20 protein-coding genes are annotated in these 26,072 nt (G+C 63.2%); 5 read left to right on the forward strand and 15 right to left on the reverse strand.

The features are described from left to right. Positions 1-43: 43 nt before the first annotated feature. Together DOM56_RS13000 and DOM56_RS13005 are read left to right on the forward strand one after the other, a co-directional pair. Positions 44-925 (forward strand): MurR/RpiR family transcriptional regulator, encoded by an 882-nt coding sequence (locus DOM56_RS13000; protein WP_110709452.1) that lies wholly within the window; start codon positions 44-46, stop codon positions 923-925. Beyond that, positions 918-1,772, forward strand: a complete 855-nt coding sequence (locus DOM56_RS13005) for a carbon-nitrogen hydrolase family protein (protein WP_198655778.1) — start codon at positions 918-920, stop codon at positions 1,770-1,772. Before DOM56_RS13000 ends, DOM56_RS13005 begins: the two co-directional genes overlap by 8 nt. 63 nt (positions 1,773-1,835) lie before the next feature. Here the strand turns inward: DOM56_RS13005 and DOM56_RS13010 are convergent, their stop codons facing one another. The 8 genes from DOM56_RS13010 to DOM56_RS13045 all read right to left on the reverse strand — a co-directional run bounded on the left by DOM56_RS13010 (position 1,836) and on the right by DOM56_RS13045 (position 11,805). Beyond that, positions 1,836-3,503 carry an electron transfer flavoprotein-ubiquinone oxidoreductase gene (locus DOM56_RS13010; RefSeq protein WP_245392325.1) on the reverse strand — a complete coding sequence of 556 codons (1,668 nt, stop codon included), beginning with the start codon at positions 3,501-3,503 and terminating at the stop codon, positions 1,836-1,838. 75 nt (positions 3,504-3,578) lie between these two features. After that, on the reverse strand, positions 3,579-4,463 hold the full coding sequence (purU, locus tag DOM56_RS13015) for a formyltetrahydrofolate deformylase (protein WP_110709456.1): 885 nt from the start codon (positions 4,461-4,463) through the stop codon (positions 3,579-3,581). Positions 4,464-4,483: 20 nt separating this feature from the next. Continuing rightward, on the reverse strand, positions 4,484-5,377 hold the full coding sequence (folD, locus tag DOM56_RS13020) for a bifunctional methylenetetrahydrofolate dehydrogenase/methenyltetrahydrofolate cyclohydrolase FolD (RefSeq protein ID WP_110709458.1): 894 nt from the start codon (positions 5,375-5,377) through the stop codon (positions 4,484-4,486). Then, entirely contained in the window at positions 5,374-6,303 is a 930-nt protein-coding gene (locus tag DOM56_RS13025) for an FAD-binding protein (protein WP_110709460.1), read from the reverse strand. Before DOM56_RS13025 ends, folD begins: the two co-directional genes overlap by 4 nt. Beyond that, positions 6,303-7,064, reverse strand: a complete 762-nt coding sequence (locus DOM56_RS13030) for an electron transfer flavoprotein subunit beta/FixA family protein (RefSeq protein ID WP_110709462.1) — start codon at positions 7,062-7,064, stop codon at positions 6,303-6,305. Before DOM56_RS13030 ends, DOM56_RS13025 begins: the two co-directional genes overlap by 1 nt. A gap of 208 nt (positions 7,065-7,272) precedes the next feature. Further along, positions 7,273-8,616, reverse strand: coding sequence for an aspartate aminotransferase family protein (locus DOM56_RS13035; RefSeq protein WP_110709464.1), 1,344 nt, complete (start codon positions 8,614-8,616; stop codon positions 7,273-7,275). Further along, the gene (locus tag DOM56_RS13040; protein WP_110709466.1) at positions 8,613-9,407 is read right to left on the reverse strand and encodes a 3-keto-5-aminohexanoate cleavage protein; all 795 of its coding nucleotides are present in this window, start codon (positions 9,405-9,407) and stop codon (positions 8,613-8,615) included. Before DOM56_RS13040 ends, DOM56_RS13035 begins: the two co-directional genes overlap by 4 nt. A gap of 4 nt (positions 9,408-9,411) precedes the next feature. Then, the gene (locus DOM56_RS13045; protein ID WP_110709468.1) at positions 9,412-11,805 is read right to left on the reverse strand and encodes an FAD-dependent oxidoreductase; all 2,394 of its coding nucleotides are present in this window, start codon (positions 11,803-11,805) and stop codon (positions 9,412-9,414) included. A gap of 139 nt (positions 11,806-11,944) precedes the next feature. Between DOM56_RS13045 and DOM56_RS13050 the strand changes: the two genes are divergently transcribed. After that, complete coding sequence (locus DOM56_RS13050) at positions 11,945-12,829, forward strand: MurR/RpiR family transcriptional regulator (protein ID WP_110709469.1); 885 nt, start codon at positions 11,945-11,947, stop codon at positions 12,827-12,829. Positions 12,830-12,967: 138 nt separating this feature from the next. Here DOM56_RS13050 and DOM56_RS13055 read toward each other — a convergent pair whose 3' ends face one another. From DOM56_RS13055 to DOM56_RS13075, 5 genes are all read right to left on the reverse strand, one after another. Further along, the gene (locus DOM56_RS13055) at positions 12,968-15,580 is read right to left on the reverse strand and encodes a TRAP transporter permease (protein ID WP_348627115.1); all 2,613 of its coding nucleotides are present in this window, start codon (positions 15,578-15,580) and stop codon (positions 12,968-12,970) included. 109 nt (positions 15,581-15,689) lie between these two features. Continuing rightward, entirely contained in the window at positions 15,690-16,661 is a 972-nt protein-coding gene (locus DOM56_RS13060; protein WP_110709471.1) for a TAXI family TRAP transporter solute-binding subunit, read from the reverse strand. A 779-nt stretch (positions 16,662-17,440) separates the two neighbouring features. Further along, the gene (locus tag DOM56_RS13065; RefSeq protein ID WP_110709473.1) at positions 17,441-18,904 is read right to left on the reverse strand and encodes a M20 family metallopeptidase; all 1,464 of its coding nucleotides are present in this window, start codon (positions 18,902-18,904) and stop codon (positions 17,441-17,443) included. A 14-nt stretch (positions 18,905-18,918) separates the two neighbouring features. Continuing rightward, positions 18,919-20,262, reverse strand: a complete 1,344-nt coding sequence (locus tag DOM56_RS13070; protein WP_110709475.1) for an amidohydrolase — start codon at positions 20,260-20,262, stop codon at positions 18,919-18,921. A 60-nt stretch (positions 20,263-20,322) separates the two neighbouring features. Further along, positions 20,323-21,858, reverse strand: a complete 1,536-nt coding sequence (locus DOM56_RS13075) for an AbgT family transporter (protein ID WP_110709477.1) — start codon at positions 21,856-21,858, stop codon at positions 20,323-20,325. 284 nt (positions 21,859-22,142) lie between these two features. Between DOM56_RS13075 and DOM56_RS13080 the strand changes: the two genes are divergently transcribed. Next, a complete protein-coding gene (locus DOM56_RS13080) occupies positions 22,143-23,048 on the forward strand; it encodes a LysR substrate-binding domain-containing protein (protein WP_198655779.1) in 906 nt (301 codons plus the stop codon). 23 nt (positions 23,049-23,071) lie between these two features. Here DOM56_RS13080 and DOM56_RS13085 read toward each other — a convergent pair whose 3' ends face one another. After that, positions 23,072-24,352 carry an MFS transporter gene (locus tag DOM56_RS13085; protein ID WP_110709482.1) on the reverse strand — a complete coding sequence of 427 codons (1,281 nt, stop codon included), beginning with the start codon at positions 24,350-24,352 and terminating at the stop codon, positions 23,072-23,074. Between the two features lie 47 nt (positions 24,353-24,399). Continuing rightward, entirely contained in the window at positions 24,400-24,678 is a 279-nt protein-coding gene (locus tag DOM56_RS19715) for a hypothetical protein (protein WP_157958238.1), read from the reverse strand. Positions 24,679-24,684: 6 nt separating this feature from the next. On the opposite strand from DOM56_RS19715, the gene DOM56_RS13090 reads away from it, so the two are divergent. Further along, positions 24,685-26,046: an MFS transporter gene (locus DOM56_RS13090; RefSeq protein ID WP_110709743.1), complete on the forward strand. Its 1,362-nt coding sequence runs from the start codon at positions 24,685-24,687 to the stop codon at positions 26,044-26,046. Positions 26,047-26,072 lie beyond the last annotated feature (26 nt).

Here is a 26,072-nt window from a genome sequence, read left to right on the forward strand (position 1 = left end):
CCGGCACGAGAAGCCATACGACTGAAAGGCCAGTGAGTCCGCCATGAGTCAATATCAGAAGCTCCAGGATCAGTTGAAGAAAATGATGCCTGAGCTACCGCCGGCGTTGCGTCAGGCGGCCAGCTATTTTCTCGATAACCCGGGTACGGTTGCCACATTGTCCATGCGTCAGCTCGCGGCAACCACGGGGATCTCTCCCGGCAATCTCCCCCGGCTGGCCAAGGCGCTGGGGTATGCTACCTACGGTGAGCTTAGGCAGGTCTATAGTACCCACGTTCAAGATGGCGGTATCGGTGACTACCATCTCCGCGCGGGGACGTTGCAAAGCGAGGGGGAAGGGCAGGGAGGCGCCAAGATCTGGTCGGATTTCATGGCCGCGGCGCATCGAAATATCGATTCCCTGTTCGGTTTCAACTCGTTGGCATCTGTCGAGGCCGCCGCCGATCGAATAGTCGCTGCCGAAACCGTCTATGTCGTGGGGATGCAGGCGTCACTGTCCAGCGCAAACTACGTCAAGTACCTGGGTACGATGGTGTCGGAGAAGTTTCGCATCGTGGCTGGACAAGGCGGTATTTTTGCCGACGATATTGCGGATATGACTGATAGGGATGTCCTGCTCGTGATCTCGCTGCGCCCGTGCAGCGAACACTCGATTCGTCTCGCTACAGAAGCGAAGTCGCGAGGCGCTTTCGTTATTGGATGTACCGATAGCGAAGCTTCCCCTCTTGCACTGACAGCGGAAAGCGTATTGCTGGCACCAGACAAGAGTCCAATGTTTTTCGACTCCTACCTGGCGGTGACGCTGTTGCTTGAGGTGTTAATGGGATTCGTGACGTTGCGGTCGAGCGGTGCGGTCAAACGCATTGAAGAGATCGAGGCTGGCAGGGCTAGGATGGGCGAATACTGGAAAGAAAAGGATGACTGAAATGACCCTGAACGGGGTTTTGAAATTGATGGCATGTCAGGTCGATATTCCACCAATGACGACGGCCGAAGAGCGTAACAAACATCTTGAATCTCTCTCTTTTCGAGTGTGCGAAAAGCTGAGTAAGGAGAAAGTCGATGTCGTCGTATTGCCGGAACTTTCCAGCATCGAATATTCGCGAGAGGCTTTCGCGTCGCTTGCCGAGCTTGCCGAGCCGACCGAAGGATCCTCTTTTCACACCTGGCGCGCTGTCGCGATGGAATACAAGACTCACGTCGTCTACGGATTCGCCAGGCGCGACGATTCCGGCAACTGCTATATTTCCATCGGTGTCGTGAATCCTCAAGGGGAGCTTGTCGGATACTATGACAAGCTTCACCTGGCACAGTACGGCGCTTCGATGGAAAAGGAATACTTCTCCCGTGGCAATCATCTCTCCGTATTCGAAGTCAATGGTTTTCGACTGGCGCCGATCATTTGCTACGACATTCGGATTCCCGAGCTCTCCCGCACACTGGCCGTTGCCTATCAGGTGGATGTTATCTTGCATTGCGGTGCGTATTACCGCGATCGCTCTTTTCATACCTGGCATGACTTTGCGCTAACGCGGGCCATCGAGAATCAGTGCTATTTGCTGTCGTTGAACCGTGCTGGCAAGAGCTACGGCAATTCGCTGTTCTGTCGGCCTTGGCATGATGAGACGATGGAGCCGGAAACGTTCTGCGAGCATGGCGAAGACATACGCGTTGTCGAATTGAGCAAGGCAGAGTTGGATGACGTGAGAACGACCTATTCCTTTCTCGCCGACCGGCTGGGCGCCTATGAGCTGCTGCGTGTGAACGATTGAACGCTGCCAGATCGGGACAACGGGCACGCATCGGCGTGCCCGTTTTCACTTGGCGAATACGGTTTACATATTGGGATAGTTCGGCCCGTCTCCACCCTGCGGTGTCTGCCACTCGATGTTCTGGCTCGGGTCCTTGATATCGCAGGTCTTGCAGTGCACGCAGTTCTGGAAGTTGATCTGGAATGCGGGCGTACCTTCCTCATCCTTGACGACCTCGTAGACGCCGGCCGGACAGTAACGCTGGGCCGGTTCGTCGAAGCGTGGCAGATTGACGGCAATCGGGACGGTCACGTCCTTGAGGCGCAGATGGCTCGGCTGACTCTCTTCGTGGTTGGTCGCCGAGTAGGCGACATTGCTCAGTCGATCGAAACTCAGCACGTTGTCAGGTTTCGGGTAGTCGATGGGCGTGAAGTCCTTCGCCTCTCCGGTCGCCAGGGCATCGGTCTTGCCGTGCTTCAGCGTGCCAAACAGAGGCTTACCGACCAGACTCGCCCACCACATGTCCAGTCCGCCGAGTGCGAGGCCGCCCCAAAGCCCATATTTAGACCAGAGCGGTTTGACGTTCTGGACCCGCTTCAGATCCTGTCCGACGGCACCCGTGCGCAGCTCGGTTTCGTAAGCGGTCAATTCGTCGCCTTCGCGATTGGCCACGATGGCTTCATGAGCCGCTTCAGCTGCTGCCTTGCCCGAGAGCATGGCGTTGTGATTGCCCTTGATACGCGGCACGTTGACCAGGCCCGCCGCGCAGCCGAGCAGGGCGCCACCCGGAAAGACGACTTTCGGAATCGACTGGTAGCCACCCTCGGAGATCGCCCGGGCGCCGTAGGCGACTCGCTTGCCGCCCTCGAGCAGCTCGGCCACTGCTGGATGATGCTTGAAGCGCTGGAACTCCTGGTACGGCGACAGATACGGGTTGGCGTAATCGAGATGAACGACGAAGCCGATGAACACCTGTAGGTTTTCGGCGTGATAGATGAAGGACCCGCCGCCGGCGTTACTGCCGAGTGGCCAGCCCATGGTGTGCGTGATCGTGCCCTCGCGATGTTTGGCTGGATCGACGTCCCATATCTCCTTGAGACCGATACCGTACTTCTGTGGCTCACGGCCTTCGCCCAGATCGAAGTGCTCGATTACCTGCTTGGAGAGTGAGCCCCGAACGCCCTCGCCAAGCAGTACGTATTTGGCGCGCAGCTCCATGCCCGGCTCGTAGTTCGGTCCCGGCGTGCCGTCGGCGGTCTTGCCGAACTCGCCGGCGACGACACCGGCGACCCGTCCGCCGTCCCACACCAGTTCTGAGCAGGCCATGCCGGGAAATATCTCGACGCCGAGCGCCTCGGCCTGCTCGGCCAGCCAGCGACAGACGTTGCCCATCGACACGATGTAGTTGCCGTGGTTGCTCATCAGCTTCGGCATCGGAGCGTTGAGCAGCCTGCGCTGGCCGGTTTCGCTGAGCATCAGGAAGTTGTCTTCGGTCACGCGGGTGTGAATCGGCGCGTCGCGCTCGCGCCAGTCGGGCAGCAGCGCATCGAGTCCGCAGGGGTCGAGGACAGCGCCGGACAGAATATGGGCGCCGATTTCCGAGCCCTTTTCCAGCAGCACCACCGAACGCTCGGGGTCGAGTTGCTTGAGGCGAATCGCGGCGGAGAGCCCGGCCGGCCCGCCACCCACGATCACCACGTCGTAGTCCATGCTCTCGCGTTCGATCACGGTCACCTCTTCATTGTTCGTCATGGCACCGGCGGACTCGCGTCAGAGGCGTTCGCGCCGGCGAGCGTCGGGTCGCCGGACATGGCCGGGAGCCGCCGTTCAGCCCACGCGGTCGGCGGAGTAGCTGCCGGGGGACGCGGGAAAAACCACAGTCTTCGGGCCGTTGGGGAACACCCGGCGGTTGGCATGGGCATGGATGGCGCGAGCCAGTACGGAGGCTTCCACGTCGCGGCCGATGCTGACGTAATCCTCGGCGGACTGGGCGTGGGTCACGCGGGTCGTCTCCTGCTCGATGATCGGCCCTTCATCGAGATCGGCGGTAACGTAGTGCGAAGTGGCACCGATCAGTTTCACACCTTTCTGAAACGCCTGTCGGTAGGGGTTGGCACCCTTGAACGATGGCAAGAACGAGTGGTGGATATTGATGATACGGCCGGACATCTTCTGGCAGAGATCGTCGGAAAGCACTTGCATGTAACGGGCCAGCACCACCAGCTCCGCGCCACTCTCCTCGACCAGAGCGAGCAGTCGAGCCTCGGCTTCCGGCTTGTTCTCCGGGGTGACCCGGATGTGATGAAACGGGATGTCGTTGTTCACCACCAGCTTCTGGTAAGCCAGGTGATTGGAGACGACGGCAACAATCTCGATCGGTAGAGCGCCGATGCTGGTGCGGTAGAGCAGATCGTTCAGGCAATGGCCGTAGCGGGAGACCATGACGAGCACTTTCATCTTCTCGTCCTCGCCATGGATACCCCAAGCCATCTCGAGCTCGCGGGCGATGGGATCGAAGCGCTCCTTGAGTTCGTCCTGCGTCACGCCGGTTTCGGCAACCGCGCTGATACGCATGAAAAAACGGCCGGTATCGGGGTCGTCGAACTGGGCGCTGTCGGTGATCGAGCAGCCATTGTCGGCGAGGAATCCGGCGATCGCCGCGACCACGCCGCGACGGGAAGAGCAGGTTACGGTCAGACAATATCGAGACATGCGAAAAGCTCCAGGGGCATTCAGGCCGGCACGGGGCTGCGCTCGGCGGATTCGATCTGTCGACGGCAGGCGTCGAGGGTATTGGCAAGCAGGCAGGCGATGGTCATCGGACCGACGCCGCCAGGCACCGGTGTGATGGCGGAGGCCACTGCCAATGCTTCTTCGAAGGCGACGTCACCGACGATGCGGCGTTCGCCACGGGCGCCTTCGAGGCGATTGATCCCCACATCGAGGACCACGACGCCGGGTTTGAGCCAGCTGCCGCGCACCAGATTCGGCACGCCAGCGGCCACCACCACGATATCGGCTGCACGTACCATGGCGGCGATATTGCGGGTATGACGATGTGCGACCATGACCGAACAGTCGCGCTGCAGCAGCAGTTGAATCAACGGCCGGCCGACCACGTTCGAACAGCCGATGATCGTTGCCACTTGGCCACGCAGGTCGCCCAGCGTCTCCTCGAGCAGCATCAGACAGCCCAGCGGCGTGCACGGCACGAGAGCCGGTTCACCGTTGGCCAAGCGGCCGACATTGACCGCGGTGAAGCCGTCGACGTCCTTTTCCGGGGCGATCGCGTCGATCACGCGGGCGCGGTCGAGAGGCGCGGGTAGTGGTAATTGAACCAGGATGCCGTGGATTTGCGGGTCGCGGTTGAGTCGCGTGATAAGCGCGAGTAGTTCCGCTTCGGCCACCTCGGCGGGCAGGCGGTGCGCGATACTGCGCATGCCCGCTTCCTCGGTGCGACGGATCTTGCTGTTGACGTAGATCTCGCTCGCCGGATCCTGTCCGACGAGTACGACGGCCAGGCCTGGCTGGATATCGCGTTCCGCGCGCAGTCGGGCGGTGGCTTCGGCCACCTCGCTCAGCAGGCGAGCGGCGCGGGCGCGGCCGTCGATGAGACGTGCTGTCATCCCAGCTTCTCCGTCAGTTCCGGCACCAGCTCGAACAAGTCGCCGACCAGACCGTAGTCGGCAATCTGGAAAATCGGCGCGTCCTCATCGCTGTTGATGGCGACGATCACCTTCGAATCCTTCATGCCGGCGAGGTGCTGGATCGCGCCGGAGATACCGCAGGCGATATAGAGATCCGGTGCCACCACCTTGCCGGTCTGGCCGACCTGCCAGTCGTTGGGGGCATAGCCGGCATCGACCGCCGCGCGGGAGGCGCCGACCGCCGCGCCGAGCTTGTCGGCCAAGGCGTCGATGATGGCGAAGTTGTCGGCGGAGCCGATGCCGCGCCCGGCGGAGACGACGGTCTTGGCCGAGGTCAGCTCGGGACGGTCCGAGCTCTCTACGCTATCTTCGATCCAGGTGGAGAGGCCGCTGGCGGTGGGGGCGTCGATCGACTCGACCGTGACTGCGTCGGCGCTGGCCGACGGCTCGAAGGCTGAGGTGCGCACGGTCAGCACCTTGATGCGGTCGCTCGAGGTGACGGTCTGAATCGCGTTGCCGGCGTAGATCGGGCGTTGGAAGGTGTCCGTGTCCTCGATGGCGATGACGTCGCCGATGATCATGACGTCGAGCAGCGCGGCGACACGGGGCAGGATGTTCTTGGCATCGCTAGTTGCCGGCGCGACGATATGGCTGTACGTCTCTGCCAGCGAGACCAGCAGCGCGCCGGTCGGCTCCGCCAGACGGTGGGCCAGCGCTTCGCTATCGGCGACGATGACTCGGCTCACCCCCTCGATCTTCGCGGCGTCGGTGGCGGCGGACTCCAGCGAATGACCGGCGCACAGCAGCGTGACCTCGCCAAGCTGGCGGGCGGCGGTGACGGCGCGGGCGGTGGCGTCCAGCGCCAGGCCGGCGTCGGTGGTTTCTGCCAGTAACAGGACTGCCATCAGATCACCTCCGCTTCGTTCTTGAGTCTGTCGATGAGCTCATCGACGGAGTCGAGCTTCACGCCTGCCTGACGCCCGACCGGCTCTTCGGTCTTGACCACCGTCAGGCGCGGCGTGACATCGACGCCGAAGTCGGCGGCGGTCTTCTCGTCGAGCGGCTTGCGCTTGGCTTTCATGATGTTGGGTAGCGACGCGAAGCGTGGCTCGTTCAGGCGCAGGTCGACGGTAACGATCGCCGGTAGCTGGACGTCGAGCGTCTGCAGGCCGCCATCGACCTCACGCGTGACGCGAGCGGTGTCGCCGTCGATGGCGAGGCTTGAGGCGAAGGTCGCCTGGCTCCAGCCGAGCAGGGCGGAGAGCATCTGGCCGGTCGCGTTCATGTCGTTGTCGATCGCCTGCTTGCCGGCGATGACCAGGCCTGGTTGCTCGCTGTCGATCACCTTAGCCAGCAGTTTGGCGACCGCCAGCGGCTCGATGTCCTGCTGCACATCTTCGGTGGCGACCACCAGAATCGCGCGGTCCGCGCCCATGGCAAGCGCGGTGCGCAGGGTTTCCTGGGCTTGCTTGATACCGATGGAGACCACCACGACTTCGGATGCCGTGCCTTGCTCCTTCAGGCGGATCGCCTCTTCCACCGCGATCTCGTCGAAGGGATTCATCGACATCTTCAGGTTGGCGAGGTCGACGCCGCTGCCGTCCGGCTTGACGCGGACCTTGACGTTGTAGTCGATCACCCGTTTGACGGGCACCAGGATCTTCATGAAACACCTCGTTGTTGGTCTTGGGAACGTCGTCTTTGTCTTTGAATCGTCGTCATGAAAAAGGGCTTCTCCCGCTCGCCGGCATCGATTCGCCCGGATTTGGCGCAAGGCTTCCCCAACCCACCTTCGTGGTTCGAAGGCGGGCGATGGCGACCATCGGGTCAGTGGGGTAAGCCGCTGCGCGGCGAGTCTTATGGCGTTGGCATCGTCAGTCTGGCATCGCCGGCAGGGACGTCAGCACCGCGTCGATCGCGCGGCCGAGCAGGTCCACCAACTGGTCGAGTTCCGCCTCGCTGGCGATGAACGGTGGCGCGAGCAGGACGTGATCGCCGTGCTTGCCATCGCGAGTGCCGGGCATCGGGTAGCAGATCAATCCCTCGGCAAAGGCGGCTTTCTTGATCTTGCCGGCCACGCCCAGGGTCGGGTCGAACGGTCGCTTGGTGTCCCGGTCGGCGACGATCTCCAGGCCGCGGAAGAGCCCTCGGCCCCGCAGGTCGCCAATCTGAGGATGGCCGCCGAAGCGTTCGGCCAGTGCGTTGGCGAGATAGTCCCCGCGCGCCTTGACCTGTGTCACCAGATCGCGCTCGAGCAGCTCCTGGACCACCGCGAGACCGGCAGCCGTTGCCATCGGGTGGCCGATATAGGTATGCCCGTGCTGGAAAAATCCGGAACCCTCGGCCAGCGTACGATAGATTGCATCGGTGCAGAGCATGGCGCCGATCGGCTGATAGCCGGCACCGAGGCCCTTGGCGATGCAGACGATATCGGCGTTGATGCCCTCGGCTTCATGGGCGAAGAGGTGGCCGGTTCGGCCCATGCCGCACATGACCTCGTCGAGGATCAACAGCACGCCGTACTGGTCGCAGATCTCGCGCACGCGATGGAAGTAGCCGGGCACGGCGGGCACCGCACCGAGCGTGGCGCCGACCACCGGCTCGGCGATGAACGCCATGACCGAGTCCGGCCCCAGGCGCAGAATCTCGGTCTCGAGTTCATTGGCGACGCGCTGACCATAGGCCTCCGGCGTTTCGTCGGCCGGGCGCTCGGCGTATTCGTAGCAGGGCGAGATATGGCTCATCTCGACCAGGATCGGCGCGAACTGGGCGCGGCGCAGGGCGTTGCCGCCGGCGGAGAGTGCCCCGAGCGTATTGCCGTGATAGCTCTGCTTCCGCGCGATCAGGTGGCGACGGCCGGGCTCGCCGCGCTCGACGTGATACTGCCGGGCCAGTTTGATCGCGGCCTCCACCGCCTCGGAGCCCCCGGAGACGAAATAGACCCGGTCGAGATCGCCGGGAGCGTTGGCGATGAGCAGGTCGGCCAGCGCCTCGGCGGGCTCGGAGGTGAAGAAGCCGGTGTGGGCGAAGGCGAGCTGATCGGCCTGGGCCTTGATCGCCTCGATGACGCGGGCGTTGGCGTGGCCGAGGCAGGAAACGGCGGCGCCGCCGGAACCGTCGAAGTAGCGCTTGCCATCCCGATCGATCAGGTAGCAGCCATCGCCGCCGACGGCGGTCGGTAGCTCAGCGTGGCAGTGACGCCCAAAGACATGACTCATGACGGTTTCCTCTCTGCAAAGGTGTCCTGTGCGTGGGGCGGCTGGTCTAGCAGTGACCGGACCAAGGTGCCGACGGATGCCGCGTTATCGGCGTGCGGCTGGCCGTTGGCGCCGCTCAGGCTGTTCTCGAAGCCAACGCGCACGTCGCCGCCTTGACTGGCGGCATCCACCAGGCATTCGTGTTCGCGCGGGCCGAAAGCACAGACCATCCACTGGCCGATGCCGGGCAGCGCCTCACGCAAGGGCGCGAGATCGGCCGGTGACGATACCTGGCCCTCGCGGTAGCGCCCGAGTACGAACAGCACACTCTCCTGATCGGGGCGCACGACGCCGCGTGCGCGCCAGTCGATCAACTGCTGGATATCGGCGACTTCGTAGAGGATGTGCTGCACCTGGGTACCGTTGTCGGCGCAAGTGGCGTAGACGTCGGCCGCCAGCGCCGGCTCGCGGGCAATCTCGCGTACCGAGATCGAGGCCCAGGCAGGCCGGACCTGACGCAGACACGCGAGCTGCTCGGGCACCGTGAAACGTCCCGCCGCTTCGGTGGTGATCTGCAACTTCATGTCGGGTATCCGCAGACCGAGTTCAGCGAGCGTCTCCCGGTAGCGTCCGGCGTCGAGCGAGTGCGCCCCCTCGGCATCGCGAACGTGGAGATGCAGCGCATGGGCGCCGGCGGCGTGGCAGGCTGCCGCCGTTTCGACGATCTCCGCCGTGGTGACGGGCAGGGCGGTATGGTCCGCCTTGCCGCGTCGGGCGCCGTTGGGCGCGACCATGATCAAGGGACGGGACATGGCATTAGACCTTCATTCGTGAGCCAGTTGGGTCGAACAGCGGCCCGAGCGTGACGGTGGCATCGAAGAGCTGCCGAGCGATATCGACCTGTACGCGAGCGCCGTCTTCCAGTGGCACGTCGCTGTGGCCGAGTGCCACCGGCTTGCCGATGCGATAGCCGAAGGCGCAGGAGGTAGTTTGTCCGACGATCTTGCCATCGACATGGATCGGCTCGTGGCCCAGTGGCACCGCCGTCTCGTCGTCGAGTGTCAGCGAGATGACGTGCGAGCGGGCGCCGGCTTCACGGGCGGCCTCCAGCGCCTCTGCACCGATGAATCCACCAGATTTGCGAGTGGCGAAATCCAGGCCGGTGGCGATCGGTGTGACGTCGCCGTCGAGCTCATGGCCCATGGCGCAGAACCCTTTCTCGATACGCATCGAGGTCTGAGCGAACATGCCGGCCGGCTTGGCACCTGCGGCGGTCAGTGCCGTATAGATGGCGTCGACGTCTGCCACCTGGCAGGTGATCTCCCAGCCCGCCTCGCCGACGTAGGACAGCCGCGCGGCGCGCACCGCCTTGCCGGCAAGCTGGGCCTCGGCGTGCTTGAAGTAGCCGATCTCGTCCAGGCCGCTGGCGCCACACTCGGCCGCGACGCGGGCGGCCTCCGGCCCCATCAGGCCGAGCACGGCGTAGGTTTCGGTGTTGTCGGTCAGGGTGACGTCGAAGCCGTCGCTGTGTCGACGGAGCCAGGTCAGGTCGCGCTTGATCGCGGTGGTGCCGACGAACAAGCGGTAGTGGTCGTCTGCCAGGCGCTGGGCGGTGAGGTCGGACTCGAAGGTGCCGCGTTCGTTGAGCATGGCGGTGTAGATCACCGAGCCGGGGGCGCGGCCGACCTGACCGGCGCAGACCTGGCGCAGGAAGCGCTCGGCGTCCGGGCCCTCGACCTCTATCTTGCCGAAAGGTGAAGCGTCGAAAATCGCCGCGTGCTCGTGGGCGGCCATGACTTCGGCACGCACGTTCTCGAACCAGTCCGGACGACCGAAGCGCAGCGCCGGCTCGGCGGTCTTGCCGAAGAACAGCGGACGCTCCCAGCCATAGAATTGGCCCATGTGTGCCCTGGCGGTGCGATATTCGCTATCCAAGGGGAGTTTGCGCAGATCGCGGGCGGTCTTGAGCTGCTTGCCGGGATAGGCAATGTCGTAGTGGGTACCGAGGATTTCCGGCGCCCTGGCCATCAGATGCTCGACACTGTTGAAAATAGGTGCGAAGCGCTTGGCATCGGCTTCACTGAGATCGTAGGCGGTGTGGCCGTGAACGATGGCATAGGCCAGGTTCATGCCGGCACCGCCGCCGGAAGCGATGCCGACGGAGTTCATGCCGCAGCCGAGGAACAAGCCCTTGGTCTCGGCGGTCTCGCCGAGCATGAAGGTGCCGTCCGGGGTGAAGCTCTCGGGGCCGTTGAGCAGCATCTTCACTTCGGCGTTTTCCAGTGCCGGCAGGCGGTGCAGCGCATTCATCATCATCGGCTCGAAGTGATCCCAGTCTTCCGGCAGCAGGCCGAACTCGAAGGTCTCATTGAGTACGCCCGGGGCAATGGGCTTGCCCATCGGTTCGAAGCAGCCGACCAGCAGACCGCCGGAGTCGTCGCGCATGTAAAGATGGTTGTCATGATCCGACAGCGTCGGCGTATTGCCGACGATACCGTCGATCGGCTTGGTCAACAGGTAGAAGTGCTCGCAGGCCAGTGCCGGGACTTCGGCACCGGCCATGGCGCCGACCTCCCGCGACCACAGCCCGGTGCATAGCGCGATGGCGTCGCACATGACCGTACCCTGAGTGGTCTCCACCCCCTTGACGCGACCGTTCTCGGTGAGGATGCCGGTGACGCCGGTCTTCTCGAAGATGCGCGCGCCTAGCGATTTGGCCCCCTTGACCAGCGCGGCGCAGACATCGGAGGGCGAGACGCGGCCGTCATCCGGTGACCAGACCGCGCCGAGCACGTCCTCGTGGTTCATCAGCGGCCAGCGCTCCTTGGCCTCGTCCGCCGAGATCGAGACGGCGTCGATGCCGTAGGCGTGGGCCAGGGCTTCCTGGCGCTTGATGTGCGTCAGGCGGCCCGGGTTGGTTGCGATCGATAGCGATCCCTTCTGAATCCAGCCCACCGACTGGCCGGTCTCCTTCTCCAACTGCGAGTAGAGATCCACCGAGTATTGAATCATCTGCGTCAGGTTGCGCGAGTTGCGCAGAGCGCGAACCTGGGCGGCTGAGTGCCATGTCGTGCCCGAGGTCAGCGCGTTGCGCTCGAGCAGAATGGCATCCGATACGCCCATCTTGGCGAGATGATAGAGCGTGGAGCAGCCCATGATGCCGCCGCCGATGACGACGACGGAGGCATGGGAGGGGAGAGAGTCAGCCATGAATCGGTTCCTGAGGGATCTTGTTGGGAAATGGCCGGAGAGGCTTGAAACTCATTTTGCATCCGGAACAAATATAGTCAATAATTTAAAAAAATAACGTTTGTATTTTTATGAGTGTGATGAGGAGCGCCCGAAAACCATGGACCCCGCGTTGAAGAACCGAGTCTTGTCCAACCTCAAGGCGGCCATTCCTGAGCTGCCGCGGGGGTTGCGCAGTGTAGCCAAGTACATCATCGATCATCCCTCGGATTTCGGGCTCGACCCGGTGAGGGAGACGGCGCGCAAGGCCGGCGTGAGCACCTATACGCTGATTCGCCTGGCCGAGCGCATGGGGTTCTCGACTTTCGATGAGCTGCGCGAACCCTTCCGTCATGCGCTGGTATCGGCTACCGGTGGCGATCAACCCCTGTGGATGGAGAGCCTTCAGCAAGCCGGTGAGCTTGGGCGCGTCCAGGCCGATGCCTCGCGCAACACGCTGTCGATCGTTCAGCGCTCGCTCGAGCATCTCGACCCGGCGCGGCTTCAACGAGTGGTCGACCTGCTGCTGAGCGCCAACGATGTCTATCTGACCGCTGTTCGCGCCAGTTATGCCATGGCGTTCTATTTGCACTATGTGGGGCGCATGGCGCTACCGTCGCTGCAGCTGATTCCTCGCCACATGAATAGCGCCATCGACGACCTGCACACGGCCGGTGAGGGCGACGTGATGATTGCGATCACGCTGACGCCATACTCGCGGGAGACCATCGAAGCATGTCAGTTCGCGCAGCGCCGTGGGCTCAAGCTGATCCTGATCTCCGACAGTGAAATCGTGGCGCCGGATTTCAGCGCCGACGAGACGCTGATCGCGTCCGTGCTCTCCACTCATCACTTCGGCTGCTATACCGGCATGATGGCGGTCATCGAGACACTGCTGGCGATGCTGGTAGCGCAGGGCGGCGATGAAGCGCAGCAGCGGATCAAGTCCTACGAGACACTGCGCCAGGAAAGCAACGCCTATTGGGTAGCGCAGAAAGGAAGCTGATGGCTCGGACAAGGGTAAAAAACATTCGTCTCCAATGAAGGGGCCCTGTAAATGGGCCCACGCGGCAATTGCCGGCATGGGCCTATCAGCGGTTACGACTGCTGGTCGTGGCCTTCCTCCGGCTCTGAAATCGACTTGCTAGATCGCACTCAGGGCATCGCCCGTAGCTGCCTGCCTGCGTTTTCGCCGACGCTGGATGACGATCACCAGGCCCAGTACAGCGAATGTGGGCAGATAGAAGAGCTCCTTCGGCAGGCGGTCGTTGGCGACTTCAATACCGGTGACCGTCCAGTCGAAGTCGACCCCTTTCTGCTCTGCCGGTCCGCCGAAGGCAATGCGTTCGACGATGACCCTGCCATCCCGGCTTACTAGATCGATGCCGGCACTCTGGGAGAGCCGGTCGGCACCGGAGCGACCGGCTTGGCCCAGGGGCAGCAGATAGGTCGAGGAGACGAAGTTGCCATCTAGCGTCTCGCCCTCGAAGCCGACGCGCAGACTGGTGTCGTCTGGCGCGGCTTCGGCCAGCGCGAAGATCTCCGCGGGCGGTTCGTGCGTCCACTCTGGCTGGAACTGGTCGAGCCAGAAACCGGGACGGAAGAGACTCAAGGCGATCACGATGAGCGCGGTGGACTCCCATAGCCGTGAACGGGTCAGGAAATGGCCCATGGTGCCGGCCGCGAAGATCAGCATGGCGACAGTGGCGACAAGGAAGACGATGATGGCGTGATACCAAGTCACGTCAATCAGCAGCAGGTCCGTGTTGAAGATGAAAAGAAACGGCAACAAAGCGGTACGGATCGAGTAGAAAAATGCCTGAAAGCCGGTCTTGAGCGGATCGCCCCCGGAGATGGCGGCGGCGGCGAAACTGGCAAGTCCTACTGGCGGTGTCACGTCCGCCATGATGCCGAAATAGAATACGAACATGTGCACGGCGACCAGCGGTACCACCAGTCCGTGCTGTGCACTGAGTTCGACCACGACACCGGCCATCAGCGAGGAGACGACGATATAGTTTGCCGTCGTCGGCAGTCCCATGCCGAGCACGATCGAGATCAGCGCGACAAAGACCAGCATCAGCATCAGATGCCCGCCGGAGAGGAATTGGACGAATTCCGCCATGACCTGGCCAATGCCCGTCAGTGTGACCGAGCCGACGATGATGCCGGCTACTGCCATCGCGCAGGCCAGACCGATCATGTTGCGAGCGCCCTCGATCAAACCGTCGATCGCTTCCCGGAATCCAGTGGACATGCCAGTCACCCATTCGCGCTCACCGCGAAACAGCGCCTTGAGCGGACGCTGGGTCAGCAGCACCAGCAGCATGAAGCTCGTCGACCAGAACGCCGAAAATCCCGGCGATTTGCGCTCAACCATCAACAGGTACATCAACAGGAAGATTGGCAGCAAGTAATGCAGGCCGCTCATGAAGATCTCCTTGGTCGGCGGCAGCGACTGCATGCCGTCGATGGAGAGATCCAGGTCTCGGCGGCGGGCTCCGATGCGCACGGCTAGCACGTAGAGCGCGAGAAATGCGGCGATCGCTATTGGTAGGGCCGCAGTGCCCAGCATCGTCCCGAGCAGATCGACGGCCCTGCCCGAAAGCCACAGTACGCTGCCGGCGATGACGATACCCCCGCAGATCGCGACGACCGTCGAGAGCATCACGCGGATCGGGCTTCGCGAACTGGTGCCGGTCATGCCCATCTTTATCGCTTCGAGATGCACGATGTAGAGCAGGGCAACGTAAGAGATGGCGGCAGGTAGAATAGCCGTCTTGACCACCTCGACGTAGGAAATGCCGACATACTCGGTCATCAGGAAGGCGACCGCGCCCATCACCGGGGGGGTGAGTACGCCGTTGATCGAAGATGAAACCTCGATGGCACCGGCTTTGGATGGCGAAAATCCGACCTTTTTCATCAGTGGAATGGTGAAGGTGCCGGTGGTGACCACGTTGGCAATCGACGAACCGGAAATCAGGCCCGTGGCTGCGGAGGCGATGACTGCGGCCTTGGCTGGCCCGCCGCGGAGATGTCCCAAGGCGGCGAACGCCAGCGACAGAAAGTAGTTGCCGGCGCCGGCTTGATTGAGCAAGGCACCGAACAGGACGAACAGGAAGACGAATCCTGAGGATACCCCCAGCGCCACACCGAAAACGCCTTCAGTCGTCAGCCACAGATGACTCATGGCGCGCTCGACCGAGGCTCCGCGCCAACGAATGACGTCGGGAATTAGTTCGGAGGAGCCGAAGAACACGTAGGCGAGGAATATGGCCGCCACGGCCATGAGCGGAAAACCCAACGACCGGCGAGCGGCTTCCAGAAGAAGTACGACGCCGATGCAGGCAAAGACCAGATCCTGTGTCGAGGGGGCGCCGGAACGGGCTGCGAGTTCATCCCAGAACAGGTAGAGATAGCTAGCGCAAAATGCTGCCAGCAGTGCAGTTACCCAATCCGTGAGAGGGATGGTATCGCGAGGGCTGCGCTTGCGAGTCGGGAAGGCCGTGAAGGCCAGGAACACCGCGAAGGCGAGGTGAATCGAGCGCGCCTGCGCGTTGTTCACAACGAATAGCCCGAGCTGGTAGGGGATCGGTGACGCGATCCAGAGCTGGAACAGCGACCATAGCAGAGGCACGATCCAGAGGACGCTTCGATTGAAACGTCCTGTCGGCTCGCGTGCACCGGAGTCGGCCTCCGCCATCAAGTCGGTGGCGACCGCTTCGTCGGCTGATGAAGTATCGGAGTCTTTCACGGCTTACACCTGGAGAGTCGCAACCCGCGAAACGAGAGGCGGGTACCATGAGCGAGGCAAACGAGAAAGGCGCCGCCGGCGCTTGCCGACGACGCCCAGGGAGGGTCGCTTACAGCCAGCCGCGTTCCTGGTAGTAGCGAACGGCGCCAGGGTGCAGCTTGGCAGTCAGGCCGGCAGAGATCATCTCCTCCTCGTTCAGCCGGGCGAACGCCGGGTGCAGACGCTGGAAATCACTGAAATTGTCGAACACCGCCTTGACCACGGCGTAGACCTCGTCGTCCGCTGTTTCGGCGGACGTCACCAGGGTGGCGCGTGGCCCCCAGGTGGGGATGTCATCGGGGTTGCCGTTGTACATGCCGCCAGGGATGGTCGCCGCGGAGTAGGCGGGATTCTCTGCCAGCAGTTTATCGATGTTGTCCCCTGCCAGCGGGATCAACTTGACGTCGCAGGTAGAGGTCGCTTCCTGAGTCGAGCCGTTGGGCAGGCCGGCGGCCCAGACGGTCGCATCGATATTGCCATCGCACAGCGCGGATGCCTGCTCGGCGGATGTCAGCTCGGCCGCCATCGAGAAGTCGCCGTCCGTCAGGCCGGAGTACTTCATCAGCGTTTCGGCCAACACGCGTGTGCCTGAGCCGGGATTGGCGATATTGACGCGATGTCCCTTGAGATCGGCGACCGTCTCGATGCCGCTGTCGGCTCGCGCCATCAGGTGCATGGGCTCGGGGTGTATCGAGAACAGGGCTCGGAGATCGTCGTAAGCACCGTCGGCGCTGAAGGCGCCGGTTCCGGCGATGGCTGCAGCCTGAACGTCGGACTGTACTACGCCGAATGTCAGCTCTCCCTGCCGGATCGTGCGCACGTTGTAGACTGACCCACCGGTGGACTCCACCGAACAACGCAGACCGTTATCGTCGCGGTTGGCATTGACCAGACGGCAGATGGCGCCGCCAGTCGGATAGTAGACGCCGGTTACGCCGCCGGTGCCGATCGTGATGAAGTTTTGATCCTGTGCCTGGGCAACCGATGCCAGAGACAGGGTCGCTGCCAGCGCTGCGCTCAATCCCAGTTTGATGGAATTCATGAGATTACCTTTTGAATTTGTTTTATTTGCCCCGCCGGCGGTTTTTGGGTAGGGCTCGCGAAGGAGAATTGACGAGCGAGGAAGATGAGTCAATATATAACTAATGTTTTTATTTTTTGCTGTCGGCATTTCGTTGTGAGTGTCGTCTAGGTGCTCTATCGTCATCTTGATATGCGATGTCTTTGGTTCTTTTATCAATTGAAACAGGTCTTTATGGTTTTTGTTTATGTTTTGGGAAATATTTGGGTTTTAGTTGATGACAAACGTGTTGAAATTTAGGGCTTGGGCTCGATGCTCCTCCTGGATGTCAGGGCAATGCTTTCAATGATCTTGGTGTCGGTTCTTATATGTGAGGTATAAATAGTTTTTAAATTAAAATTGACTGGATATTTGCTTTCAGTAAGAAGGGCGGGTTTTTATGTTTTTATAGTCATTCGCGCTCAGGGCATCGCCCGTAGCTGCCTGCCTGCGTTTGCGCCGACGCTGGATGACGATCACAAAGCCCAGTACAGCGAATGTGGGCAGATAGAAGAGCGCTCTCGGCAAACGGTCGTTGACGACCGATCGATAACGATGATGCGGGCCGGTTCCTGAGGTTGCCGCTTGCGTCAGGGGCCGAGAAGGAAAAAGCGGACCGCTTCACCACGAGCGGTCGCGCTTGATCTCTGACTTGAGTTTAACCAGGGCAGCGTCGGGCTTGGACGGGATCCTCGGGAGCGCGCGTTGTTCGGCCATGCGCCCTCGGACTGCTTCGCCATCACGGGCCGAGTTGTTTCCAGTCATCCCTTCAGGGGCGAGGGAGCGACGTCGTCCGGGATGGGGCAGCGGTAGGGCTCGCGTCGGGTCGCCCTGTCCAGCTCCGCCCGGGCCTCGGCCAGGGTAGCCGGATCCTGCATGAGCGCGACGGCGGTGCCGGCCATCACCTTGGCCGCCTGGAGCATGCCCTTGTGGCCCAGCGAGCTGCGCCCCTGGGCGACCACCTGCCAGGTGTGCAGCGGTGTGCCCAGGGCAAAGCAGTTGACGTAGCACTGGGCGGTCGGCACGACCCAACTGACGTCGCCGACATCGGTGGAGCCGTACATGAGCGCCTCGCTGGCACTGTAGGGGGCGAGGTCGTCGACCAGCGCCCTGTCGGCGAGCCCCTCGACGTAAGCCTCGCCAGCCTCACCCCCGGTTGCGACGATGTTGGCGTAGGTGGTGCGCAGGTCGTCGTCGCTGACCGTTGCCTTGATGCGCTCCCCATAGGCGATCTCTTCGGGATCGTGACGCGGCGGGCCGAACGCCTCGAACCGTGACTGCATCAGTCGCTCCAGGGTGCGATTGGGGCGATAGCCCGAGCAGGCCTTGTCGAACGTCATCTCGACCTGGGTGCCGGTCATCAGCGCTGCGCCCTCGGCGATTTTCTGGATGCGTTCGAAGATCGCCTGGACATCGCTCATGCGTCGGGCGCGCATCAGGTAGAGCACCTCGGCGTCCGCCTGGACGACGTTGGGAGAGGCGCCGCCGGTGCGAGTGATCGAGTAGTGCAGGCGTGCGTCCGGCACGATGTGCTCGCGCAGATAGTTGGCGCCCACGTTCATCAGCTCCACGGCGTCCAGCGCGCTACGCCCGAGATGCGGCGAGTTGGCGGCGTGGGCGGAGGTGCCCTTGAATCGGAAGTAGGCCTGGATATTGGCCAGCGTCGGCGTCGAGAAGATGGCGTTGAACGCCTGTGGATGCCAGGTGAGCGCGGCATCGACATCGTCGAACACGCCCTCGCGCACCATGAAGGTCTTGCCGGAGCCCCCCTCTTCGCCGGGGCAGCCGTAGAAGCGCACGGTGCCGGAGAGCGCGTTGTCGGCCATATAGTCACGAACGCCGACCGCGCCGGCCAGTGCGGCGACACCGAGCAGGTTGTGGCCGCAGCCATGACCGTTACCGTTGTCGATCAGGGGTTCGGCCCGGCTGGCTTCGCCGCGCTGGCTGAGCCCGGCCAGGGCATCGTATTCGCCGAGCAGGGCGATGATCGGTTTGCCGGCGCCGTAGCTGGCGACGAAGGCGGTCTCGATGCCGGCGATGCCGCGTTCGACGCGAAAGCCCTCGGCTTCCAGCGCCGCACTCAGCGTTGCCGCAGAGCGGGTTTCCTCGAACCGGGTCTCGGCCAGTTCCCATACCTGGTTGGCGTGATCGATGAAGCGATCGCGCTTGTTCTCGATCAGGGTGTCGAGCTGCCGGGTGGTGGCGTCGGTCGCGATTGCGTCCATGAAATTACCTCTCTTCAGCTCTTCTCGGAGTGTCGGCGAAGCGCCGGGGTGTCTGCCTGCAGGGCCAGATGGGCCAGGGTGTGGATGGCCACCGCCAGCACGTCCTCGTCGAAATCGAAGCATTGATGATGGTGGCCGGCGGCCAGTTCGGTGCCGAACACCATATAGGTCGCCAGCCCGCCGCGTTCCCGCACGCGCTGCATCATGGTGGTGGCATCCTCGGAGCCGTAAGGGCGATTTTCGGTCGCGATCACGCTATCGATCCCGGGAAGACCGGCGATGTGCGAGTGGATGAAATCGACCAGCGCCGGGCTCGGTTCGCAGTTGCGCGCTTCGCCGGCAAGGCGGTAAGCCATCTCGACGTCCTGCATCGCCGCCGCGCCACGCAGCACGGCCAGCGCTCGGCGTTGCATTTCCTCGTCGATCTCGCTTGTCTCGCCCCGGGTCTCGAGCTTGAGCGTGGCGGTGCCCGGCACCACGTTGCGACCGCTGCCGGCGCTGAGCACGCCGACGTTGATGCGCGAGGCGCCGGCGCTGTGACGGGGGATCGCGTGCAGTCCCAGGGCGGCCTGGGCGGCAGCCAGCAGGGCGTTGTTGCCGGCTTCCGGATTGGCCCCGGCGTGGGCCGGCACGCCGGTGAAGGTGACATCGAGCTTGGTGGTGGCGAGATAACCGTTATGACCGCAGACGACCGTTCCCTTGGGCACCCCGGTGCCGATATGGATGGCGATGAAGATATCCACGTCATCGAGCACGCCGGCTTCGACCATCGATCTCGCGCCACGTACGCCTTCTTCTGCCGGCTGGAAGATCAGCTTGATCCGGCCGCTCAACTGCGCCTTGAGTTCGATGAACAGCCGCGCCAGCCCCAGCCCGATGGTGGTATGACCATCGTGGCCGCAGGCATGCATCATGCCGGCGTTGCGGGAGGCGAACCCCTCGCGGGCGGGACGATGGTCGTCGGCCCGGGACTCCTCGAGATCGAGCGCATCGAGGTCGACGCGATAGGCGAGTACCGGCCCCGGTCGACCGGTCTCCAGATTGGCGACCACGCCGGTATAGCCGCCGGCAAGCGTGGGCAGCCAGCGCGCCACGGCGCCCTGGTCGCGGGCGCGCTCCAGCGCCTGGGCCAGCACTTCGGGCTCGGGCACGCCCATGCGGCTGTCGGCGTCGATCACCTCGCGGCCGACACTGACGTCGTAGCCCAGCCGTTCGAGCTCCTCGGCAACGATCGAGGCGGTCCGGAACTCGACCCAGCCGGACTCGGCGTGATGGTGGAAATCCCGTCGCCACGCCTTCAACTGCGGTCTCAGCGCTTCGATCGCCGGGGCCAGTTCGAATTCGGTAACGGTACTCATGGTGTCGTTCTCCGCCTGTTGGATGTCTTCATGTCGTGTCTCCCGCTCCGTCCCTCGGCGTCAGGACGGCAAGTAGGTGGTGATACCCGGACCGTAGGGAATTCCCAGCAGGTAGAACGCCGTCAGCAACAGGATCCAGATTCCCAGAAATGCCAGGGTGTAGGGCAGCATCAGCGACATCAGCGTGCCGAGGCCGGCGTTTTTGTCGTATTTCCGGATGAAGGTGAGCACCACGATCATGTAGGGGTTGAGCGGCGAGATGATGTTGGTCGAGGAGTCGGCGATGCGATAGGCGACCTGGACGAAGGCCGGGTGGTAGCCGAGCTGCATGAACATTGGCACGAACACCGGGGCTTCCAGTGCCCACTTCGCCGAGCCGCTGAAGATCAGCAGGTTCATGCAGGCGGTGAAGACGATGTAGCAGAGGATGACCGGGAACCCGGTGAAGTCCATCGCGGTCAGCAGGTTGGCGCCGTTGACCGCGATCCAGGTACCGATATGCGTCCAGTTGAACCAGGCGATGAACTGCGAGGCGGCGAAGATCAGCACGATATAGCTGCCCAGGTCGCGCATCGCCTCGGCCATGTTTTCGGACACGTCGCGCGAGCGCTTGATGCGACCCACGGTGATGCCCCAGGTCACGCTGACGGTGATGAAGAAGAACAGGATGATCGGGATGATGCCGCTGAGAAACGGCGACGGAATCAGGCTACCGTCCGGGCCGCGCAGCGGCGAGTTCGGCCAGAACAGCAGCGTGGCGATGGCGGCGACGTAAACCAGCGCGGCAATGCCGGCGTTGCGAAGGCCCCGGCGGGCGTTCGGCGGTTCGCTGCTCTCGACCTGCTCGACGTCGCCCCGGTAGCTGCCGAGGCGCGGCTCGATGACCCGCTCGGTGACGACGGCGGCCACGACGGTGAGTACGAAGACGGAGACGCAGTTGAAATACCAGTTGTCCACCGGGGTCACCGTCATGTCGGGGCTGACGATGCGGGCCGCCTCGGTGGAGATGCCCGAGAGCAGCGCGTCGGTACCGACGATCAACAGGTTGGCGGTGAACCCCGCGCCGGCGCTGGCGAAACCGAGCGCCAGGCCGGCGATCGGGTGACGTCCCAGCGAGTGGTAGACCATCGCCGCCAATGGCGGCAGCAGGATCAGCGAGGCGTCGGAAGCGACGTTCATCATGATTCCGGTGAAGGCGACGGTGTAGGTCACCAGTCGCTTGGGTGCCGACAGAATGGTGTGGCGTACCAGGGTCTCTAATAGCCCCAGCTTCTCGGCCAGACCGATCCCCAGCATCATCGACAGCACCAGGCCGAGCGGCGCGAAACCGGTGAAGTTATCGAGCATCGAGTCGAGAATGAACTGGATTCCCGCTGCCGAGACCAGGCTACGAATCGCCTCTACCTCGCCACTGCCGGGATGCTCGACGGTGGCACCGGCGACGGCGAACAGCACCGATGCCACCAGCACGGCGGCAGCCAGCAGGACGAAGATCATGAAGGGATCGGGAAGCCGGTTGCCGAAACGCTCGATGGCGTTCAGCAGTCGGATGGATAGCCGCGGACGAGCGGCGTCGCGAGACGCGGTCGCTGTCATGAGGGACTCCTGAGTCGGTTGTTGTCGACCGGATGGACCGATCGTATGTTGTATCGCGCTTTTGTCTCTGCCTTGCCCGAGCCGACGGTCGATTGTGTTTGGGTCTGCTCATCCTAGGCGCCGCGAGTCGCGTGGACAGGGTGAACAGGACCTAAGGCGTCCGGCATCAGGGCGGGTCGTTCTCATCGACCTCGAAACACAGTAGTGCCGGCTCGGGATCGGCAAAAGATGTCGATTACTTTTTGGTGATAACCTGCGGTAATCGCGTGAGCAGGAGCGTCCCTGTGCATTATCCGATCAAACTTCATCAGATTCGGGCCTTCGTCGAAGTCTCCCGTCGCGGCAGCATCCGGGCGGCGGCACGTGAGCTGGGGCTGTCCCAGCCGGGCCTGACCAAGGCCATTCGGGAATTGGAGGAGGGGCTGGGCGCGGCGCTGCTGGTGCGCACTTCCCGGGGCGTGACGCTGACCGACTCCGGACGGGCCTTCGATCAACACGCCCATCTGATTATCGAAGAGCTGCGCCGGGCGCGGGAAAACGTGGAGCAGTTGAACGGGGTGCTGCGTGGGCAGATCGTGATGGGGGCGTCGGCCACGGTGGCACGCACGCTGCTGCCTCAAGTGGTCGGGCGCTTCCGGCGGGAACTGCCCAATGTCAGGTTGCGGGTGATCGAGGGACAGTTGTCGTCGATGGTGGCGGGACTGCGCGATGGCGAGCTGGATTTCTCGATCAATACGCTCTCCAGCGGCGTGCTCGATAGCGATCTCGAGGCACTGCCGCTGTTTTCGACGCCTTTCGTCGTGGTTCTGAGACGGGATCACCCCAAGGCCGGCGCCCGCCGGTTGAAGGAGTTGATCGACTGCGACTGGGTGCTACCGACGGCGCGCAGCGGCTATTACGCCGATCTTGCCGACACCCTGGAACGTCATGGCTTCTCGCGCGATCAGGTCAGCGTGGTATGCGACTCCTTCACCACCTCGCTCAACCTGATCCAGCACAGCGAGATGGTCGGGGCCTTTGCTGCGCAGATGACCGCTCAGCACGGCATGGGCGAACTGATGGAGCTGACCCTGGACGATTCACTGCCGCTGGCGACCTTTCACATGATCAAGCGCCGCGGGGTGCCGCTGACACCGGTGGCAGCGCGGCTGGCCAAGTTGTGCGAGTACGAGAGCCGGGGAACGGAGTGACGCTCGCCAGCTTCTCCCGCACACTATGAAGACTTGCCCGCGGACGCCACGGACGACGGCGCCACCGGCTCCTCCTCGACATCATCGAGGCGGTCGGTGCGTCGCAATACCGGAAAGCGCCACATCCACAGCCCGACGATCGCCAGCGTTCCTACCGAGCCGATGACCGCTGCCGGCACGGTGCCGAACCAGGAAGCGGTGACACCAGACTCGAACTCGCCGAGTTCGTTGGAGGCACCGATGAACAGCATGTTGACGGCGTTGACTCGGCCGCGCATCTCGTCTGGCGTGGCGAGCTGCAGCAGCGTCAGACGCACGTAGACGCTGATCATGTCGGCGGCACCGGCGATCAGCAGGGCGCCGAACGAGAGCCAGAACCAGTGCGAGAGCGCGAACACGAGATTGGCGATGCCGAATACCGCCACCGCGGCAAACATGATCAGCCCGGCGTGTCGCTTGATCGCCCTGACGCCGAGATAGAGCCCCATCAGGAACGCGCCGATGGCAATCGAGCTGCGCAGTGCGCCGAGGCCCTCCGGGCCGACGTGAAGGATTTCGTGGGCGTAGACCGGCAGCAGTGCGACGATTCCTCCGAACAGCACGGCGAACAGGTCCAGCGAGATGACACCCAGGATGACCGGCTTGTTGCGGATGTAATGGATCCCGGCGGTGAAGCGCTGCCAGGCGGTATCGTCGGTCTGGACGCGCTCGAACGCGTAACGCACCGGCACGCCGGCCAGCGCCAGTTGGGCAATGACGAAGCAGCCGAGGTTGACGCCGTAGGTGAGCGTCGGGCCGAAGGCGTAGAGCAGACCGCCGAGCATGGGGCCGCCGATGACGCCTATCTTCATGATCGATGAGTTGACGGCAATCGCCTTGCCCAACTGGTCACGCGGCACGATCTGCGGCAACAGGCTCTGCAGCGTCGGCCCGGTGAAGGCTCGGGCGGCACCGAACAGTACCAGCACCGCGTAGAAAGGCGCTGCCGAGTCGGGCTGGTGAAGCGAGAGCAGGATCAGCAACACGCTGCACAGCGCCTGGGCGGCCCAGCTGAGTTGCAGGATCCGCTTGCGATCGAAGCGGTCGACCACGTCACCGGCTGGCAGCAGCAGAACGATCATCGGCAGGAACTGGGCCAGGCCCACATAGCCCAGTGTCAGCGGGTCGTGGGTAATATCGTAGACCTGCCATGCCACCACGATCGCCTGGATCTGCATGGCAAAGACCGCGCAGAGGCGCGAGGCAAGAAAGGGGACGAAACCAGGCTGACGATAAACGGGATTGTCGGCGATGTCTGCGGGCATGGTGTCCTGGGCGCGAGGCAGGGGAGGCGGGTTAGCGTGCTAATGGCTCAGCATACGCCGTTTCCTGCCAAAAAGCCGCTGACAGCCCATCGCCCGGTCGCGACAGGCGCGACTTCGATACCGGTTCGTATCGTCAAACGGCCATTTTGGATAACGCCAGGTAATGACGAAGGCAGGCGTTGCCCCAAAGCGGCGCGATAGCCCTTTTTCAGCCGCTTTTTCGACTTCTTTTGGCGCAGGGCCGGGCGTATAGTGCGCTCGCTTCCGGCTGTCGCGATCGCTTCCTCCCGCTGCCGGCCGATCTGAATTTCAGGCTCGAGGTCCAAGGTTTTATGTCTCGGCAGTTACTCTCCATGGCGCTGGCACCCCTGCTCGGCCTTTTCATCCTGGGCATCGGCAACGGCTTTCTGGCGTCGCTGATCACCCTGCGTCTGGACGCGGCGGGAGAGTCGGTCACTACCATCGGCTGGGTCTCGGCCGCCTACTACATCGGGCTGGCGATCGGCGCGCTGTTCAACGATCGGCTATTGCTGCGGATCGGCCACATTCGTGCCTACGCCTGCTTTGCGTCGCTGGTGGCTGTCACCGTGCTGCTGCAGGGGCTGTGGCTCAACGCGCCGCTGTGGTTCACGCTGCGCCTGATCGGCGGGTGGGCGACACTGGGCGTCTACCTGGTCATCGAGAGCTGGTTGCTGACCGCGGCGGATACCCGCGTACGCGGCCGTCTGCTGGCGCTCTACATGATCGCGCTCTACGGCGCCGGTGTCATCGGGCAGTTGCTGCTGGGCGTGGCGGACCGCGCCGGTGCCAGCCAGCCGTTCATGGTCATCGCCATGCTGGCGTCGCTGTCGGTGCTGCCACTGGGCATGATCCCGCGGGTCTCTCCGCTCATCGAGCACGCCGAGCCGCTGTCGCCGTGGCGGTTGATCACGGTAACGCCGACCGGGGTAATGGGCTGCTTCGGTTCCGGTCTGGCGGTGTCGGCCATCTATAGTCTGCTGCCGCTCTATCTCCAGCGCAGTGGTTTCGAGGTGCAGCAGATCGGCGAGATGATGGCGATCGTGATTCTTGGCGGGATGCTGCTGCAGTATCCCATCGGGCGCTGGTCGGACCGACACGACCGTCAGATCGTGCTGATCATGATCGGCGTGGTGCTGGCGGTGCTGTGTGGCGGCGTGATCCTGCTGCCCAACCTGCCGGGATTGCTCGCGGCGACGCTGTTCCTGGTGGGCGGCGGCGTATTCGCGATCTATCCGGTGGCGGTGAGCCACGCGGCCGACCGCGCCCCGGCCGGTGCGCTGGTGCGGATGAGTCAGGGGCTGCTGCTGATCAACGCCCTGGGCGCCACCCTCAGCCCGCCACTGATCACGCCACTGATGATTCATGTCGGCAATGTCGGGCTGTTCGTGGCGCTGGCCGGCCTGGGTGTGGCGCTGGTGATCTTCTTCGTCTGGCGCCGGAGCCGGCGCCCGGCGCCGGTCCCGGTGGCACCGTTCACCTCGAATCCCCAACAGTCGGTGGTGGGTGCCGAACTCAGCGTGACCGACGAACTGGTGCAGGGAGCGATCGAGCACGAGCACCAGGAAGATCTGTCGCAGGTGGTACCTGATGTGGAGACGGCGTTGCCGGACGATGTCATGACAGCCGATGGCCACAACGATCAGGTTACCACCGCCTCGGCGAGCGAGCGGTAGGCCACTCGGCGTCGGGCCTGGATACC

The sequence above is a fragment of the Salinicola sp. CR57 genome (genome assembly GCF_003206585.1).
Taxonomy (GTDB): Bacteria; Pseudomonadota; Gammaproteobacteria; order Pseudomonadales; family Halomonadaceae; genus Salinicola; species Salinicola lusitanus.

Excerpts from the sequence above, each read along its gene's own strand:
- DOM56_RS13000 (WP_110709452.1), top strand. The coding sequence starts at position 44 with ATGAGTCAATATCAGAAGCTCCAGGATCAGTTGAAGAAAATGATGCCT.
- DOM56_RS13090 (WP_110709743.1), top strand. The coding sequence starts at position 24,685 with ATGTCTCGGCAGTTACTCTCCATGGCGCTGGCACCCCTGCTCGGCCTT.
- DOM56_RS13070 (WP_110709475.1), bottom strand. The coding sequence starts at position 20,262 with ATGAGTACCGTTACCGAATTCGAACTGGCCCCGGCGATCGAAGCGCTG.
- DOM56_RS13060 (WP_110709471.1), bottom strand. The coding sequence starts at position 16,661 with ATGAATTCCATCAAACTGGGATTGAGCGCAGCGCTGGCAGCGACCCTG.
- DOM56_RS13045 (WP_110709468.1), bottom strand. The coding sequence starts at position 11,805 with ATGGCTGACTCTCTCCCCTCCCATGCCTCCGTCGTCGTCATCGGCGGC.
- folD (WP_110709458.1), bottom strand. The coding sequence starts at position 5,377 with ATGACAGCACGTCTCATCGACGGCCGCGCCCGCGCCGCTCGCCTGCTG.
- DOM56_RS13040 (WP_110709466.1), bottom strand. The coding sequence starts at position 9,407 with ATGTCCCGTCCCTTGATCATGGTCGCGCCCAACGGCGCCCGACGCGGC.
- DOM56_RS13035 (WP_110709464.1), bottom strand. The coding sequence starts at position 8,616 with ATGAGTCATGTCTTTGGGCGTCACTGCCACGCTGAGCTACCGACCGCC.
- DOM56_RS13025 (WP_110709460.1), bottom strand. The coding sequence starts at position 6,303 with ATGGCAGTCCTGTTACTGGCAGAAACCACCGACGCCGGCCTGGCGCTG.
- DOM56_RS13005 (WP_198655778.1), top strand. The coding sequence starts at position 918 with ATGACTGAAATGACCCTGAACGGGGTTTTGAAATTGATGGCATGTCAG.
- DOM56_RS13075 (WP_110709477.1), bottom strand. The coding sequence starts at position 21,858 with ATGACAGCGACCGCGTCTCGCGACGCCGCTCGTCCGCGGCTATCCATC.
- DOM56_RS13050 (WP_110709469.1), top strand. The coding sequence starts at position 11,945 with ATGGACCCCGCGTTGAAGAACCGAGTCTTGTCCAACCTCAAGGCGGCC.
- DOM56_RS13030 (WP_110709462.1), bottom strand. The coding sequence starts at position 7,064 with ATGAAGATCCTGGTGCCCGTCAAACGGGTGATCGACTACAACGTCAAG.
- DOM56_RS13085 (WP_110709482.1), bottom strand. The coding sequence starts at position 24,352 with ATGCCCGCAGACATCGCCGACAATCCCGTTTATCGTCAGCCTGGTTTC.
- DOM56_RS13010 (WP_245392325.1), bottom strand. The coding sequence starts at position 3,503 with ATGACGAACAATGAAGAGGTGACCGTGATCGAACGCGAGAGCATGGAC.
- purU (WP_110709456.1), bottom strand. The coding sequence starts at position 4,463 with ATGTCTCGATATTGTCTGACCGTAACCTGCTCTTCCCGTCGCGGCGTG.
- DOM56_RS13065 (WP_110709473.1), bottom strand. The coding sequence starts at position 18,904 with ATGGACGCAATCGCGACCGACGCCACCACCCGGCAGCTCGACACCCTG.